The 15,694-nt window shown below is 60.6% G+C and carries 12 protein-coding genes; 9 read left to right on the forward strand and 3 right to left on the reverse strand.

Going from position 1 to position 15,694, the window contains the following annotated elements; translation table 11 throughout:
• Positions 1 to 5 precede the first annotated feature (5 nt).
• Positions 6 to 647 carry a TetR family transcriptional regulator gene (locus RE418_RS18760; RefSeq protein ID WP_089180899.1) on the reverse strand — a complete coding sequence of 214 codons (642 nt, stop codon included), beginning with the start codon at positions 645 to 647 and terminating at the stop codon, positions 6 to 8.
• Positions 648 to 740: 93 nt separating this feature from the next.
• On the opposite strand from RE418_RS18760, the gene RE418_RS18765 reads away from it, so the two are divergent.
• The 8 genes from RE418_RS18765 to pqqF all read left to right on the forward strand — a co-directional run bounded on the left by RE418_RS18765 (position 741) and on the right by pqqF (position 8,189).
• Positions 741 to 1,403 (forward strand): O-methyltransferase, encoded by a 663-nt coding sequence (locus RE418_RS18765; protein WP_089180898.1) that lies wholly within the window; start codon positions 741 to 743, stop codon positions 1,401 to 1,403.
• Between the two features lie 81 nt (positions 1,404 to 1,484).
• Positions 1,485 to 2,534 carry a dipeptidase gene (locus RE418_RS18770; RefSeq protein WP_049207640.1) on the forward strand — a complete coding sequence of 350 codons (1,050 nt, stop codon included), beginning with the start codon at positions 1,485 to 1,487 and terminating at the stop codon, positions 2,532 to 2,534.
• 117 nt (positions 2,535 to 2,651) lie between these two features.
• Positions 2,652 to 2,729, forward strand: coding sequence for a pyrroloquinoline quinone precursor peptide PqqA (gene pqqA, locus RE418_RS18775; RefSeq protein WP_004937827.1), 78 nt, complete (start codon positions 2,652 to 2,654; stop codon positions 2,727 to 2,729).
• Positions 2,730 to 2,787: 58 nt separating this feature from the next.
• Positions 2,788 to 3,699: a pyrroloquinoline quinone biosynthesis protein PqqB gene (pqqB, locus tag RE418_RS18780; protein ID WP_043137388.1), complete on the forward strand. Its 912-nt coding sequence runs from the start codon at positions 2,788 to 2,790 to the stop codon at positions 3,697 to 3,699.
• A 9-nt stretch (positions 3,700 to 3,708) separates the two neighbouring features.
• Positions 3,709 to 4,464 (forward strand): pyrroloquinoline-quinone synthase PqqC, encoded by a 756-nt coding sequence (gene pqqC, locus RE418_RS18785; RefSeq protein ID WP_025302820.1) that lies wholly within the window; start codon positions 3,709 to 3,711, stop codon positions 4,462 to 4,464.
• Positions 4,464 to 4,742, forward strand: coding sequence for a pyrroloquinoline quinone biosynthesis peptide chaperone PqqD (gene pqqD, locus RE418_RS18790; protein ID WP_016927749.1), 279 nt, complete (start codon positions 4,464 to 4,466; stop codon positions 4,740 to 4,742). The genes pqqC and pqqD overlap by 1 nt, the downstream gene beginning before the upstream one ends.
• Entirely contained in the window at positions 4,735 to 5,871 is a 1,137-nt protein-coding gene (gene pqqE, locus RE418_RS18795) for a pyrroloquinoline quinone biosynthesis protein PqqE (protein WP_089180897.1), read from the forward strand. Before pqqD ends, pqqE begins: the two co-directional genes overlap by 8 nt.
• A gap of 2 nt (positions 5,872 to 5,873) precedes the next feature.
• The gene (gene pqqF / locus RE418_RS18800) at positions 5,874 to 8,189 is read left to right on the forward strand and encodes a pyrroloquinoline quinone biosynthesis protein PqqF (RefSeq protein WP_089180896.1); all 2,316 of its coding nucleotides are present in this window, start codon (positions 5,874 to 5,876) and stop codon (positions 8,187 to 8,189) included.
• 140 nt (positions 8,190 to 8,329) lie between these two features.
• Here pqqF and RE418_RS18805 read toward each other — a convergent pair whose 3' ends face one another.
• Positions 8,330 to 11,365 (reverse strand): autotransporter domain-containing protein, encoded by a 3,036-nt coding sequence (locus tag RE418_RS18805; RefSeq protein ID WP_089180895.1) that lies wholly within the window; start codon positions 11,363 to 11,365, stop codon positions 8,330 to 8,332.
• A gap of 907 nt (positions 11,366 to 12,272) precedes the next feature.
• Here RE418_RS18805 and RE418_RS18810 point away from each other — a divergent pair.
• A complete protein-coding gene (locus RE418_RS18810) occupies positions 12,273 to 14,366 on the forward strand; it encodes a bifunctional diguanylate cyclase/phosphodiesterase (RefSeq protein WP_043137424.1) in 2,094 nt (697 codons plus the stop codon).
• On the opposite strand, the gene RE418_RS18815 is transcribed toward RE418_RS18810, so the two are convergent.
• On the reverse strand, positions 14,363 to 15,559 hold the full coding sequence (locus RE418_RS18815; RefSeq protein WP_043137426.1) for an MFS transporter: 1,197 nt from the start codon (positions 15,557 to 15,559) through the stop codon (positions 14,363 to 14,365). The two genes, RE418_RS18810 and RE418_RS18815, sit on opposite strands and share 4 nt — an antisense overlap.
• Between the last annotated feature and the right edge of the window lie 135 nt (positions 15,560 to 15,694).

The following is a 15,694-nucleotide window of genomic DNA, read 5'->3' on the forward strand; positions in this document are numbered from 1 at the left end:
AGCGTTTACGGCCTCTGATGCCGGTTTAAATCGGCCAGATAAGCGCAAAACATGTCCGCCATCGCATCGGCATAAGCCGCGATCTCGGTATCGGTTCGCGGCGTTTCGGAGAATTGCTTGCCCGCCGCCCCCAACGTGCCGACGATCAGATCGCCCGCCAACCGGCGAGTGACCTGCGGAACACCAGGCAACGCTTCGCACATGAAAACCTGCACGATATCCTTGCCGGCTGCCTTTACCGCCTGTGCCTCCGGCGCATCGCGGTAAAGCGGCGCCGCATCATTCAACGCTACGCGCATCTGCGCCTCTTCACATTCCGAACGGATAAACGCCTGCACCAACAACCGCAAGCGCGCGAACGGCGTTTTCTCGCGATCGGCCAAAATACGGCTCAGCATATCCGTGGTCTGCCGCCATTCGTCGCTCTGCAAACGAAACAGGATCGCCGCCTTATTGGGGAAATACTGATAAAGCGACCCGACGCTGACGCCGGCACGCTCGGCCACCCTGGCGGTGGTGAAACGCGCCGCCCCCTCCTGCGCCAAAACCTGAATAGCGGCGGTCAGAATAGCGGACACCAGTTCGGCGGAGCGCGCCTGTTGCGGTTGTTTTCTCGAAGAAATTTGCTTACTGCGGCGTTCAGTCATAGCGGGCGGCCAATGCGAATAGAGGAATGCGAATAGTTCGTCATATTATAACGGCATGCGCTAACGCGCTCCATTTACGACAGGAAATTTGCCATGAGTACCCTGACCACTGCCCCCTTAGCGCCGCTGCTAACCCGTCTGTTCCAACAGGCATCCCGCCGGTCCCCGGCGCTTGCCGCCCTGTTCCGCGACGTGCCGGACGCAGAGCAAAGCCGGCTGATGCAGAGCAAAACCGAGTACCGCGAACTCTACCACCGCCTGAAGGATTTCCCGCTGGCCGTGTCGCCGGCGACCGGTGCCTTGCTCTACATGTTGGCGCGGGGTTGTCGGGCGCAAAACATCGTCGAATTCGGCACGTCGTTCGGTATTTCGACCCTGCACCTGGCCGCCGCACTGCGCGATAACGGCGGCGGCCGATTGATTACCTGCGAGTTTGAACCGAGCAAAGCGGCGCGGGCGCGTGACAACCTGACCGAAGGCGGCGTCATCGACCTGGTGGAGATCCGCGTCGGCGACGCCCTGGAAACGCTGCGCGGCGATCTGCCGGCCACGGTCGACCTGCTGCTGCTCGACGGCGCCAAGGGACTTTATCCCGATATTCTCGACCTGCTTGAGAGCCGTCTGCGGCCCGGTGCGCTGATCGTCGCGGACAACGCCGATGACAGCCCGGATTACCTGGCGCGGGTGCGCGATCCGGCGACGGGCTATCTCTCCACGCCGTTCGCGGATGACGTCGAATTGACAATTCGGCTTTAAAATCCCCATCGAGCGAGGGTTGTTCCCCCTCGCTCGATGGGAGAACATAGCGTTCACGATGCCTGACTCAGTGAAACGCCCATGACGCTTCCCCCTCTCTGGCCGGTCTTCGACGGCCATAACGACCTGCTGCTCAATCTGTGGCTGCAGCATGACGACGATCCGGTCGCCGCCTTTTATTCCCGCGTCACGCCGGGCCACCTCGATTTCTCCCGCATGCGGCGCGGCGGATTTTTCGGCGGGCTGTTCGCGGTATTTATTCCTCCGGTCAGCTATATCGCCCAGATGCGTAATCAAACGCAAGACGAGGCGCAGGCCGCCTTCGATCCGCTGGCGATCGCCGAACGGCAGATCGCCATCCTGCAGCAGCTGGAGCAGGCTTCTCAGGGGCAGCTGCGCATCTGTCGCACCGCCACCGAAATAGAACAGTGCCGCCTCAACCGGCAAATCGCCGCGGTGCTGCATATCGAAGGCGCCGGCATGATCGATGCAGAACTGACGCAGTTGGAGGCCTTCTACCGGCTGGGCGTGCGCAGCATCGGGCCATTCTGGAATCTGCCAAACGCCTTTGGTACCGGCGTCAGCGGGTCGTTCCCCGGCTCACCCGATACCGGCCCCGGCCTGACGCCGGCCGGCGAGGCGCTGATCCGTGCCTGCAATCAGCGCCGCATCATGATAGACGTCTCGCACATGAACGAGAAAGCCTTCTGGCAAACCGCCGCGTTGAGCACCGCACCGCTGGTCGCTACCCACTCCAATGCCCATGCCCTCTGCCCGCAGCCACGCAACCTGACCGACGCGCAGCTGGACGCCATCGCCCAGAGCGGCGGGATGGTCGGCGTCAATTTCGGCACCGCCTTCCTGCGGGCGGACGGTAAACGTGACAGTGCAACGACCGGCTTAACAGAAATTGTTAAACACGTTGAGTATTTGATCGCTAAACTTGGTGAAGATCGCGTGGGGTTTGGCTCTGATTTTGACGGGGTCAACGTACCGCAACCGTTGGAGGACGCCGCAGGCCTGCCGCGCCTGACGCAAGCGCTGGCGCAGGCCGGGTTCGATAACCGGCTGCTGGAGAAGCTGACCTGGCGCAACTGGCTGAACGTGCTCGCCGCCACCTGGGGTGAATAACCCGGTTACGCTTTAAAGGTTGCGATCTCCGTCACATTTCGCCAACATTGTGCCGGCCGAATGCGAACGTTTCTCATTGGGTTCGACATATTACGATGCATGCTAAGGAGCACCGCTATGACTACCTGGACTAAACCTGAGTTTGTTGACCTGCGTCTGGGGCTGGAAGTAACGCTGTACATTTCCAACCGTTAATCGCCCGTCTGCCCGCCCTTCGCGCGGGCATTTCTTTCCCTCTCTTTCTGGTTTAGACATGCAGATAAAAGTTCTCGGCTCGGCGGCGGGCGGCGGCTTTCCCCAGTGGAATTGCAACTGCGACAACTGTCGGGGCGTTCGCGACCACAGCATCAGCGCCACGCGCCGCACGCAGTCTTCCATCGCTATCAGCGACGACGGTAAAAACTGGGTGCTGTGCAACGTTTCCCCGGACATTTGCCATCAACTGTTGGCCTCGCCCGAATTGAATAACCCCGACGTGCTGCGTGGCACCGGCATCGGCGCGATCGTGCTGACCGACAGCCAGATCGATCACAGCGCGGGCTTACTCAATTTGCGTGAGGGCTGTCCGCACCAGGTCTGGTGCACGCCTGAAGTACATGACGATCTCAGCACCGGCTTCCCGGTGTTTCCCATGCTCTCCCATTGGAACGGCGGGTTGATTCACCACCCGGTGACGCCCGGCGAACCGTTCCACACGGCGGTCTGTCCGACCGTGCGCTTTACCGCCATTCCGCTGCTCAGCAACGCGCCGCCCTATTCGCCGTACCGCGATCGTCCGCTGCCGGGCCACAACGTGGCGCTGTTTATCGAAGATACCGCACGCGGGGTCGGGCTGCTGTACGCACCGGGCCTGGGTGAGCCGGACGAGGCCCTAATGCCGTGGCTGCGCCGCGCGGACTGCCTGCTGATCGACGGCACGCTGTGGCGCGACAACGAGCTGGCCAACGCCGGCGTGGGCCGCAATACCGGCAAGGACATGGGGCATCTGGCGCTGGCGGAAGAACATGGGCTGGCGGCCCTGCTCGCCACCTTGCCCGCCAGGCGCAAAATCCTGATCCACATTAACAATACCAACCCTATCCTCAATGAAGACTCGGTAGAGCGACAAAGCCTGACCGCCGCCGGCATTGAAGTGAGCTGGGACGGCATGAATATCGAACTATAGGGAACCGCCATGACGCAACCACTCCCCCTTGACCCACAGGCGTTTGAAGCGGCGCTGCGCGCCAAAGGCGCTTATTACCATATCCACCACCCGTACCACATCGCGATGCACAACGGCGAAGCGACCCGCGAGCAGATCCAGGGCTGGGTGGCCAACCGGTTCTACTACCAGACCAGCATTCCGATTAAGGATGCGGCGATCATGGCCAACTGCCCGCAGCCGGAAACACGCCGCAAATGGGTGCAGCGCATTCTGGATCACGACGGTTACGGCGGCAGCGAAGGCGGCATCGAGGCCTGGCTGCGCCTCGGCGAGGCGGTTGGGCTGCAGCGCGACACTTTGCTCTCTGAAGAGCGGGTACTGCCGGGCGTGCGCTTCGCGGTGGACGCCTACGTCAACTTCGCGCGCCGCGCCTGCTGGCAGGAAGCAGCCTGCAGCTCACTGACCGAACTGTTCGCGCCGCAAATCCACCAATCGCGCCTCGACAGCTGGCCGCAGCACTACCCGTGGATCGACGCCGCCGGCTACGACTATTTCCGCAGCCGCCTCGGCCAGGCCAACCGCGATGTGGAACACGGCCTGGCGCTGGCGCTGGACTATTGCGACACCGTTGAAAAGCAGCAGCGCATGCTGGAGATCCTGCAGTTCAAGCTGGACATTCTGTGGAGCATGCTGGACGCCATGAGCATGGCCTACACCCTGAACCGCCCACCTTACCACAGCGTGACCGCCGCGCGGGTATGGCACAACCAGAGGCTGGTGTAATGACGCTGAACCCTGAACACACCCCCGTCTTCCGCCGCGGTTACCGCCTGCAATGGGAGCAGGTGCAAAACAGCCATGTGATCCTCTACCCGGAAGGCATGGCCAAGCTGAACGACAGCGCCGCCGCCATTTTGCAACTGGTCGACGGCCACACTACGCTGAACGGCATCATCGCCCAGTTGAACGCCCGCTTCCCCGGCGCCGAAGGGTTAGCGGACGACGTGCTGGAATTTTTCCAGCGCGCCTACGAACAAAAATGGGTGACCTTCCGTGACTGAAGCACGCGCGCCGGCGGTGAACCCGCCGCTCTGGCTGCTGGCGGAGCTGACCTACCGCTGCCCGCTGCAGTGCCCCTATTGCTCCAACCCGCTCGACTTTGCCGCGCAGGAAAAAGAGCTGACCACCGCGCAGTGGATCGAGGTGTTTCGCCAAGCGCGGGCGATGGGCAGCGTGCAGCTCGGCTTCTCCGGCGGTGAGCCGCTGGTGCGTAAAGACCTGCCCGAGCTGATCGCCGCCGCCCGCGATCTCGGGTTTTACACCAACCTGATCACCTCCGGCATCGGCCTGACCGAGAAAAAGCTGCAGACCTTCGCCGACGCCGGGCTGGATCACATTCAGATCAGTTTTCAGGCCAGCGATGAAACGTTGAACGCCGCGCTGGCGGGCTCCGCCAAAGCATTTCAGCAGAAGTTGGCCATGGCCAAGGCGGTCAAGGCGCTCGGCTATCCGATGGTGCTCAACTTCGTGCTGCATCGCCATAATATCGGCCAGATCGACCGCATTATCGAACTGGCGATCCAGCTGGACGCCGACGACGTCGAGCTGGCGACCTGCCAGTTCTACGGCTGGGCGCACCTCAATCGCGAGGGCCTGCTGCCGACCCGCGAACAGATCGCCGATGCGGAAACCGTGGTGAAACGCTACCGCGAACGCATGGCCGCCGACGGCAAGCTGGCCAACCTGCTGTTCGTCACGCCGGACTACTACGAGGAGCGCCCCAAAGGCTGCATGGGCGGCTGGGGCGCCATCTTCATGAGCGTGACGCCGGAAGGCATGGCGTTACCCTGTCACAGCGCCCGTCAGTTACCGATCGCCTTCCCGTCGGTGCTGGAGCACGATCTGCAGCATATCTGGTACCACTCGTTCGGTTTTAACCGCTATCGCGGCTATGACTGGATGCCGGAGCCCTGCCGTTCCTGCTCGGAGAAAGAGCAAGACTACGGCGGCTGCCGCTGTCAGGCGTTCATGCTAACCGGCAACGCCGACAACGCCGACCCGGTGTGCGGCAAATCGCCGCACCACGGCACCATTCTGGCGGCGCGGGAAGCGGCGAACCGTTCGCAGATCGGTATCGATCAGCTGCGTTTTCGCAATCAGACCAACTCCCGTCTGATCTTCAAGGGTTGACGATGGCACTCGCCGGCGCCTCTTGGCAGCTCGAGAACGGTTTGGCCGTCAAGGCGATAAGCGACCCTGCTGTCGGCTGCGCCGCCGCGCTGGTGCGCATTGAGGCGGGCAGTTTTCAGGCGCCCGTCGCCTGGCCGGGCCTGGCGCACCTGCTGGAGCATATGTTGTTTCGCGGCAGCGCGAACTTCAGCGCGCAAGAGGGCCTGATGAGCTGGGTACCGTCGGTCACTGGCCGACTGAACGCCACCACCCAGGCTACGCAAACCGCGTTTTTCTTCGAGGTGGGCACCGAACATTTGGCGCAGGGGTTGACGCGGCTAAGCGATATGCTCGCCGCCCCACAGCTGGCGACCGAGGCGATTGAGCAGGAGATCGAGGTCATCGACGCCGAATACCGCCTGCTGCGCGCCGAGGTAGAAACCCGCTGCGAAGCGGCGCAGCGGCAGATGTTCGGCGGCCTTGGTGCAATGCATCGCTTTCATATCGGCAGCCGCGCCGCTTTCGGCAACGACATTTCCGCGTTGCAGCAGGCGCTGCGGCAGTTTCACCAGTGCTATTTTCGCGCGCCAAACATGACGCTGTGGCTGCAAGGCCCGCAATCGCTGGCGCAGCTGCATGCGCTGGCACAGCGCTACGGCAGCCGCTTGCCATCGGGCAGCGCCATACCGCACGAAGCCTCACCGCCGCTGACCGCTGCGAAAGATTACACCCTGTCTCTTCCCGGCACGCCACAGCTGAGGCTGGTGTTTGCCCTGTCGCGTTCCCATTCACGCGGTTGGCTGCGGCGGCTGGAGCGCCTGCTGTTGGACGAAGCCCCCGGCGGGCTGCTGGCGCGGCTGCGCGCTCAGGCGTGGTGTGACGCCGTTCGGCTGGACTATTCGCGCTGCAGTGAGAACAACGCCCTGCTGAGTTTTATCTTTACCGTTAATCACGGTTCAGCCGCTGAAGCTGCCCACATCGAAAGCGCTCTGCTGGCGTGGCTACAGGCGCTGCTGGTGCTGACACCGGCTCAGCTTGCGCATTACGAGCGGCTGGCAAATCGCGATTTCCACCGTTTGGCGCCGCTCGATCAGCTGCGGGCCAGAGCGCTTGGGCTACCGCCGGTGGAGTCGAACGACGATTGGCCGCGGCATATTGCGGCGCTGATTAGCGCGCCGCGCCGTCGCCTGGCCGTGCGGTCTGATGGCCACGGCGAAACCCGTGAAATTCAAGGGCTGCCTCTGGCGCTTGGCCCCTTCGCCGGCGCCGCGCTGACGTCTGCCGCGGAACTATTCCGCTTTTTCGCCACCTCGGCGGCGCTGCCGAGCCCGAGATTGCCTTCCGGCCTGGCGCCGCTGCGGCATCTGCTCCCCGGCGAAGCGCAGCCTGTGCTGCTGCTGCGGCCGGCGCCGTCGAGCCGCTTCAGCGATGGACAGGCCTACGGCTTACAGGCGGCGCTGCGCACCGGGGCGGCAGAACTGACGCATCGGGAGGGACATTTGAGCTTCGAGCGCCATCAGGGCGTGTGGCTGCTGCAACTGGCGGGCAGCCACGCGCTGATCTGCCACGGGCTGAGTGAGGTGAACCGAGCGCTGGCGGTGTTGCCGCCGACCGTTCTCAGCGAAGCGGCGAGAAACCTGCGCCATACGCAGCTGAAAGAACAAAGCGATATCGCCATTCGCCGCCTGTTAGCTCAATTGCCGGCGGCGCTCAGTGCGCCAACCGAAGCAGCACAATGGCATGCCACCTTGATCGGCGGCGATGACGAGTTAAAACGGCAGCTGTCGCACCTGCTGTACGACTTCCCCTATTTCGTGGCCGCGGAGCCGCCGCTGCCGACACATCAACATCATTGCCCCATCACGCTGACGGAAAGCGGCGCCGAAAGTGCCTTACTGCAGTTTTACCCGCTGCAAAACGATGAAGCCGAAGGCCGTTGGGCGCTGCGGGTGCTGGCCCAGCTTTACGCGCCGCGCTATTTTCAGCGGCTGCGCGTGGAACGCAACGTGGGTTACGTGGTGCAATGCGCCTTCCACCGCTGCGCCGATGCCGAAGGCCTGCTGTTCGCGCTGCAATCCCCGACGTTCACCGTTGAACAGCTGAGGCAGTTAACCGACGAATTCTTATTGCAGATGCGTCATGAGTTGCCGCACGTTAGCGCGGGTGAACTGGCGCAAATACAACAGGCGACGCAACAAAACTTGCAGCGCCTCAGCACCGAATCGTTGCAGCGCGCCCGAGAAATTGCCTTGGAAGATCGCGCGGCCATGGCTGCCGCTGCGCCAGTCACGCTGACCCAACTGTTGCACTGGCAGCAGCGTTTGCTTTCCTCTGATTGATTAACCCGACGGGGAACACCGGCCGGGGGGAATAGGACGCGGAGAAAGTATCACCTCATGCCAAAGAAGGCCGGCTGGCCGCGAAAAAAACCCCCATCGTCACGATGAGGGCTGAATAAAGCGAAGCACGCTAACCGCGATCAGAAGCGCCAGGTCAGACCGGCGTTGACGCTGTTATCCTGGTGGTTGGACGACAGCTGCCCGCCGTAGCCAAGGGACAGGACGGCGTTTTTGTTAATCGACACATCGACGCCCGCTTTCAGAATCGCGCCATCGCGGGAAACCGGCACGCTGTTTACGTCGAACGCCGCATCAGTGCGTTTGAACATCAGCTGCGTTTTGCGCTCCAGCTTGCCGTATTGATGCTGCCAACCCAGCTCGCCGCGCAGCGCGATCGCCACACTGTCGGTTTGCCACTCGGTGTCGGCGCGGAGACCCAGCGTCGAGGCGGTGGCGGACTGACTTTGTTTGTCGCCGCGCAGTGCCGCTGCCCCGCCTTGCTCGTTGATCTCCTCGTTACGGTAATGGGTATACGCCAGGTTGGCGAACGGCTCAAGGTTGACCGCATCGCTCGACCAATCGTAGCCGCTTTCGATGAACAGCTGACCGGTACGCGCGTTATACTTGGCCTTCTCGCGATCCGACTGCGCGCCGTAGTTCACCGAGCGCGAGGTGTCGATGCGATGCCAGGTATAGGTGCCGCCTGCTCGCAGGGCCAACGCGCCGAAGCGTTTGTCGCCGTACAGCCCCAGATGGTAGTTGTCGCTGTGGGCATCTGACTGATAACCGCCATCCAGCGAAGTGCGGGTATACCCGGTCATCACCCCAAGCCGGCCGTCGTCAAACAGTTCGCTGTCCAGACCTAACAGTACGCCATAGGTAGAGGTCTGGTAGCCGGTGGCGTTGTCGTTGCCGGAAGCATGCCCCCAGTTGCCCAGCAGTTTCGCCCAGGCCCCATTATCATCCGCCTTGATATCGGAAGCGATACGGCGGCCTTCCGCCTGGCGCAAGCGCTCGGTGGCGGCATCGCGCAGGTAACGGCTTTCGTTAATCTGGGCGGAAGCCATATCCGCGTGGATCTGGCCGGACAGTTGACGGGTCGCCTGTTGCAGCTCTCTGGCCGACGTGAAGCCGAGGAAGCTTTCATACACCGGATGGCCGGTTACGACGCCCGCATCTTCGGTAGCGGCTTGCGCTTTGCCTTCATCACCTTGCAGTGCGCTTAGCGCCTCAGCGGTAGGGGCCGCCACGCTGCGCTTCACCGTTTCCGTGACTGGTTCCGTCGCGTTGAGCGTCTCCACCGCACGAGCTACCGCTTTCTCGTTCTCAGTGCTGGCCAGGCTGTCAAAGCTGGCGTCGGTGCGCGTGATGCCAAGGCCGACGTCATTGCCCTGATAATCCAGCGCGACTTTAACAAACGGATACGATGGGTTGGCGTTTTCGAACCGGCCGTTGACGCCGTCCGTCGTGGTCAGGATGGTGTACTTGTTGCCCAGCAGACTCTGCGCCTCATTCTGCGAAAGCAGGTTTTGGCTGCGCTCCAGGCTGACATTCACACTGCCGCCGTTGAGGAAAGCGCGCCGCGCGGCGATCTTATCGCTGCGGCCATTGTCCGCCACTTCCACGTTATACTGCGAACCGCGATCAAAAATGGCGTCGTGCAACACATGCAGCGTGCCGATGCCGTTACCCGGCGCGACGCTGCCGCCCCGAACCGCTCTGAAGGCGCCTACGGTACCCTCACCGGACAACGTGCCGCTATTTTCGATATAGACGTTGGAGGCCACCGAACCGTTGATCGCCAACACGCCCTGTTTCACCCAGGTATCACCGCGATAGGTGTTATTACCCAACAACGCCAGCGTACCGGCGCCCGTTTTGGTCAAGCCGCCGTGCCCGCTGATGTCGTTACTCCACGAATCGAAGTCGCATTCGCTCGACGTGCAGCGCCGCTCAACAGAGGTACCGGGTTCGACGATATTTCCCAGGCCGGGGATATTCACCACGAACTGTTTTTCACTGTAGGAGCCCGGTACATAATATTCCTGCGGGATATCCTCTTGGGTAATAAACATTTTCGGACCGTTAATCGCATCGCGTAAATTGACACGTCCCCAGCCGAACAGATTATCAATACCGGCAACACCCAAATCGGTGGCGGTGGTTTTAATTACCGCGGATATTTGATCGGCGCTCATATAAGGGAAACGTTGCATCAATACGGCGGCAACGCCGGTAACGTGCGGCGCCGCCATTGAGGTGCCGGATTTATTGCCGTAGCCGGGATTAACCGACAGCTCGCCCTTATTATAAGCTTCGCGATTCACAGCGCCACCGGTATTGGATTCCAGCCGGCCAACGGTGCTGTAAATATCAGAACCCGGCGCGGAAACGCAGTAGCTGGCCGTTTGTCCGCAGCTGGTCGAGGAAACGCTTAACTGATTTTCGTCACTCAGGTTGGTCACAATCAGGTAATTATTCAGTACGTCCGGGAAAGCGTAAGGCAGTGACTTTTGCGCTTCCGGGATATTGTAGTTGTTGTAATTTCCTGCCGAGAAGACGATCAGCTTGCCATGCCTGGCCGCCCGCAGCAGCGTCGACATGGCGCTGTGCCCGCCGGTGGGCACCGGTTGTTCGCTGCCCCATTCCACGCTGGATTTGCTGCGCATCATCTCGGCGATCACTTCGCTTTTTACAAATGCCACGTAGTCCGGCCTGCCGTTCGGCAACCAGATGATATCGCCTTTGGCGTCTCGCCGTATATCTGGCGCGATCCCCCAGCTGTTATTGATGACGCGGGCTGCGCTCTGAATCAGCTCTTCACGGCCGTTGCGATTACCGTAATCATTCAATTTGGTGCCGATAATATCCGCGTCGAAAGCAACGCCGTGCATACCTGCGCCATCTCTTTTAGCCGCCGCGATACCGGCTACGTGCGTGCCGTGATCGCCGAAAGACATATTATCTTGTTTATCATACGAGAAGTTATAACTGCCGTTATCCAGGCGCGTCAGTTTACCGGCGAATTCAGAATGGGAAAGAATGGCGTTATCGATAATGCCGATGGTTATACCTTTTCCGGTATAGCCTCTGACATAGGCGAATTCGGCGGAAATAGCCTTAAGCCCCCATTGGCGATTAAACTCCGCGGTTTTCCAACTGTCAGGTACGCCCAATCGACCGGGATCCTGATAAGCGGCAAGAGAAGAATGAATGGATAAGCCATAACAACCCAGAAAAACGCAATACGCTAACTTCAATCTTTTATTAAGTATCATTTTACGCTCCATGTTTATTTATACCCAGAAGAAAACTTACGTTTTAACCGCGCTGAAACCTCCTATGATCGTGAAACGACGGATAACACATGCGGGCCCGACGCGGGCCGCGCGAACAGACAGGCTGAGAGATGCAAATGGGCGCAGACAGACAAAGAGATGCCATCGCGCCGGGCGCCTATGGCGCAGACGTTTGGAGAGGAGGCGAATGTACGCTTGCCGGCGCCGTTGCGCCGAAATGCCCCGACCATCGGGTGCGGGCGTAAGGATCAGGCTGTGGGTGCATTTCGCCTCACCATCCAGTTTTGCTAATGATTATCATTCGCGAGGCTATCTTATACGTAAGCAAAGTGTCAACAGATGAAACAAAACATTTCTTGATTTGCATCATAACTTTTCTCTAAACGCCGGGCGACGGTGCTGCGACAACCGCTGAAGAGTGCATAAAATGGCGGTTATTGCCGCCATAAGTGAGATTTTCGTCAGTGAAGACGCATAGCGCCGGCAGAGCAGCCGGTGGAAGAGCATAAAAACACCTGAACATTTCATCAAATAGAAACATCAGATTGATTAATTTTTATGGCAAAAACCCACCGTGGTCCGATCACTTATTTTTCGTTGCAATATAAGGGGGGCTTATAAATAACAGGAGTATTCCTAATGCGTTCACGCTGGATGTATTCCATGCTAGCGGGCTGATTTTTAGCCGCGCCCGCTGGCTATTCCCAATTTCATTGGCAAGACTATATTGAAAGAGGCTCTGCTAGAGAGCGAGAATATGGGTAATTTTCCGAGGAAATGCCGCATGACCCTGTTGCCCAAGCAGACCAATAACAAAAATCCGATTGATCTCTATAGCGAAATCGTAGACGACTTGCCCGGTCTGATTTGCTTCGGCAACCGCCTTGGCGGCTACTTCAATAAACAGTGGCGCGACTATACCGGCGCAATCGCCGGTGAACACGGCGCCGCTGATTGGCTCGATACCCTGCACCCCGACGATCGCGATCGGCTAGCCACACAATGGCGCCAGGCGATCGTTGCCCTCTCCTCATTCGCCGGCGAGGCACGCCTGCGCGATCGCAGCGGCGCCTACCGTTGGTTTATGCTGGCGTTTAACGCCCGTCAGGACGGCATGGCACTGGAGCCCAGCTGGTACCTCACCGCTACCGACATCCACCCGCAAATGCTGCAACGTCAGCAAAACGTTCAGGCGCTCTCTATCCAGCAAGACATGCTGGACGCCAGCGTCGACTGCATCAAAGTGATCAATCGCGACGGCACGCTGCGGCACATGAACCGCTCCGGCAGCCTGGCGCTCGGCCTGGATCCGGCGCAAAAAGAGTTTGGCATGCCCTGGCTGGGGCTGTTGTCGCCCGAAGTCCGCCGCCGTGGCAGCAAGGCGCTGCACAGCGTCAGAGCCGGTAAAAATGCGCGCTTCGCGGGATTAAGCGTGACGCCGCAAGGAAAAAAACAGCATTGGGACAACATTCTCTCGCCCGTCAGCGATGAACACGGCGCCGTGGCCGAGATCTTGTGCGTCTCGCGCGACGTGACGTCGCAACGCGTGATGGAACAGCGTCTGTTGCTCGCCAGCGAATATGACGAATTGACCGGCCTGCCCAACCGGCGCTTATTCAAGAAAAAGCTGAAGCAAGAGATGAAGCGCGCCCTGCATGGCAACAAGTCCCTCGGGCTGATGCTGCTGGATCTTGACCACTTCAAGCTGGTGAACGACACGCTGGGCCACGCGGCGGGCGACCATCTGCTGCGGGTTCTGGGTAAAAGGCTCAGCGCCTGCATGAATACGCATTCGTTCGTTTCCCGCCTCGGGGGGGACGAATTCGCGGTGGTAATCAGCGACGTTGAAAACGAGCAGGATATTTTCCGCATCGCCAACAAGTTTCTGCTGCAGCTGGAGACGCCGATCACCCACGGTGGCAAGACGCTGCATTGCGGCATGAGCATCGGCGGCGCCATCTACCCCAAAGATGCCCGCGACGCTTCGGAACTGATGAAATGCGCCGATACCGCGCTGTATGAGCTGAAAGACGGCGGCCGCGGCGGCGTCTATATGTTCGATCGCAAGATGATGGACAAGGCCCGCGCGCGCGCCAGCCAGCTCAACTACGCGCGCCAGATCGTGCGCGACAACTGCATCCGTCCCAGCTACCAGCCGAAGGTCAGCCTCTCCGACGGCAGCATCGTCGGCTTCGAAGCGTTGCTGCGCTGGCATTGCCCGCAAAAAGGCATACAGCTGCCGGCGACGGTCAGCGAAGCCTTCAACGACTACGAGCTGGCGACCAAGATCAGCGAAGCCATGCAGCTGAAGGTCTTCGCCGATATCGCCCGCTGGCGCGCGGCCGGCGTGGCGGTACGCCCTATCTCGCTGAACGTGTCGCCGATCGAATTTTTACGCGACAACTACGCCGAAACCTTCCTGCAGCGCCTGCTGAAATTCCATATTCCCCACCACCTGATCGAACTGGAAGTGACCGAGCACGCGTTCAACAAACATGGCTCCAAGTACGTGCTGCGCGCGCTGCAAATGCTCAAAGAGATGGGCATCCGCATCGCACTGGACGACTTCGGCACCGGCCATTCCTCATTCAGCCATATCATGGATTACCCGCTGGACTGCATTAAGCTGGACTGCGATTTCGTTCAACGCATGAACACCGAACCGGCGATCCTGGCGATCGTAGAAAGCATCGGTATCCTCGGTCAGAAGCTGTCGATCGATATCATCGCCGAGGGCGTGGAAACCGAGCAGCAGCGGCAAACGCTGTGCGAAGCCGGTTTCCATATTGGCCAGGGTTTTCTGTTCAGCCGGGCGGTGGAATCCCAGCGGGTGCCCGAGCTGCTGCAAGCGGTGCCGCAATCTGTCGAGGGCCGTTAAGCCCCCTGCCGTGCGCCAAACGGCGCCAGCTGCATACCGATAAGCGTCACTACGCAGATGAGTGCCCCGGCGTAGAAGGTGGAGGCGGAACCGAACAGCTCCCACAAGGTTCCAGCCCCAAGACTCGCCAGCAGCAGCGCCACGCCGCTGATCAGATTGAACATGCCAAACGCGGTGCCGCGCAGATGAGCCGGCGCTGTATGCGCCACCATCGCCGCCAATAGCCCCTGGGTCATGCCCATGTGCACCCCCCACAGCGCTACGCCAAACAGCACCCCGCCCCAATGATCGCTCAGCGCCAATACCAGGTCGGCGGCGACCAGCACCAGCAACCCGGCTTTCAGCAATCCTTCATGGCTCATGCGGTCAGACAGTTTTCCGAACGGATAGGCCGAGCAGGCGTAGACCAGATTCATGGCGACCATCACCAGTGGGATCAGCGCCAGCGGCGTGCCGCCCTGCTGCGCCTTCAACACCAGGAACGCTTCGCTGAAGCGCGCCAGCGTAAAGATCGCGCCGATGCTCACCACCCACCAATAGCTGCGCCCCAGCAGCCGCAGGTTGGCGCGGGTGATCGGGTTGGTGCGCTTGTGGGTTATCGCGGCGGTCGGCTCTTTCAGGCCGAAAAACAGCAGCGCAATCGCCAGCGCCGCCGGGACCGTCGCCACCCAAAAGATGGCGCGAAAATCGTTGTGCCACAGCAGCATCAGGCCGACGGCCAGCAGCGGCCCTAAAAAGGCGCCGACGGTATCCAGCGACTGCCGCAGCCCGAAGGCCGCGCCGCGAATTTCCGGCGGCGTAACGTCGGCCACCAGGGCATCGCGCGGCGCCCCGCGGATGCCTTTGCCCACGCGATCCAGCAGGCGCGCGCTCATCACCATGCCGGACGACGATGCGATAGCGAAAAATGGCTTGCTGATGGCGCCCAGCCCGTAGCCCAGCAGCGCCAGCCCTTTGCGTTTACCGAGGTAATCGCTGAGCACGCCGGAGAACACCTTGACGATCAATGCCGTCGCCTCCGCGAGCCCTTCGATCAGCCCGATGACGATCACGCTGGCACCGAGCGTCGTCGCCATAAACAGCGGCAGCAGGCTATGGATCATTTCCGAGGAAACGTCCATCAGCAGGCTCACGCCACCCAATACCCACACGCCGCGCGGTATGCGGCCCAACGTAGCGAAACGCGACGACATGCTTCATCCTCGATCGATTCAGCGCCGCCAGAGGCGCCTCATGATTTTTCCAAGATTGGTTAGTTGATTTTGTTCGTTCACAGATCTGCAGCCTTTAGAGATAGTGCAACGACCGTGTGACACCCATAATAATGA

Source organism: Serratia sp. szju (assembly GCF_044594185.1).
Taxonomy (GTDB): Bacteria; Pseudomonadota; Gammaproteobacteria; order Enterobacterales; family Enterobacteriaceae; genus Serratia; species Serratia bockelmannii.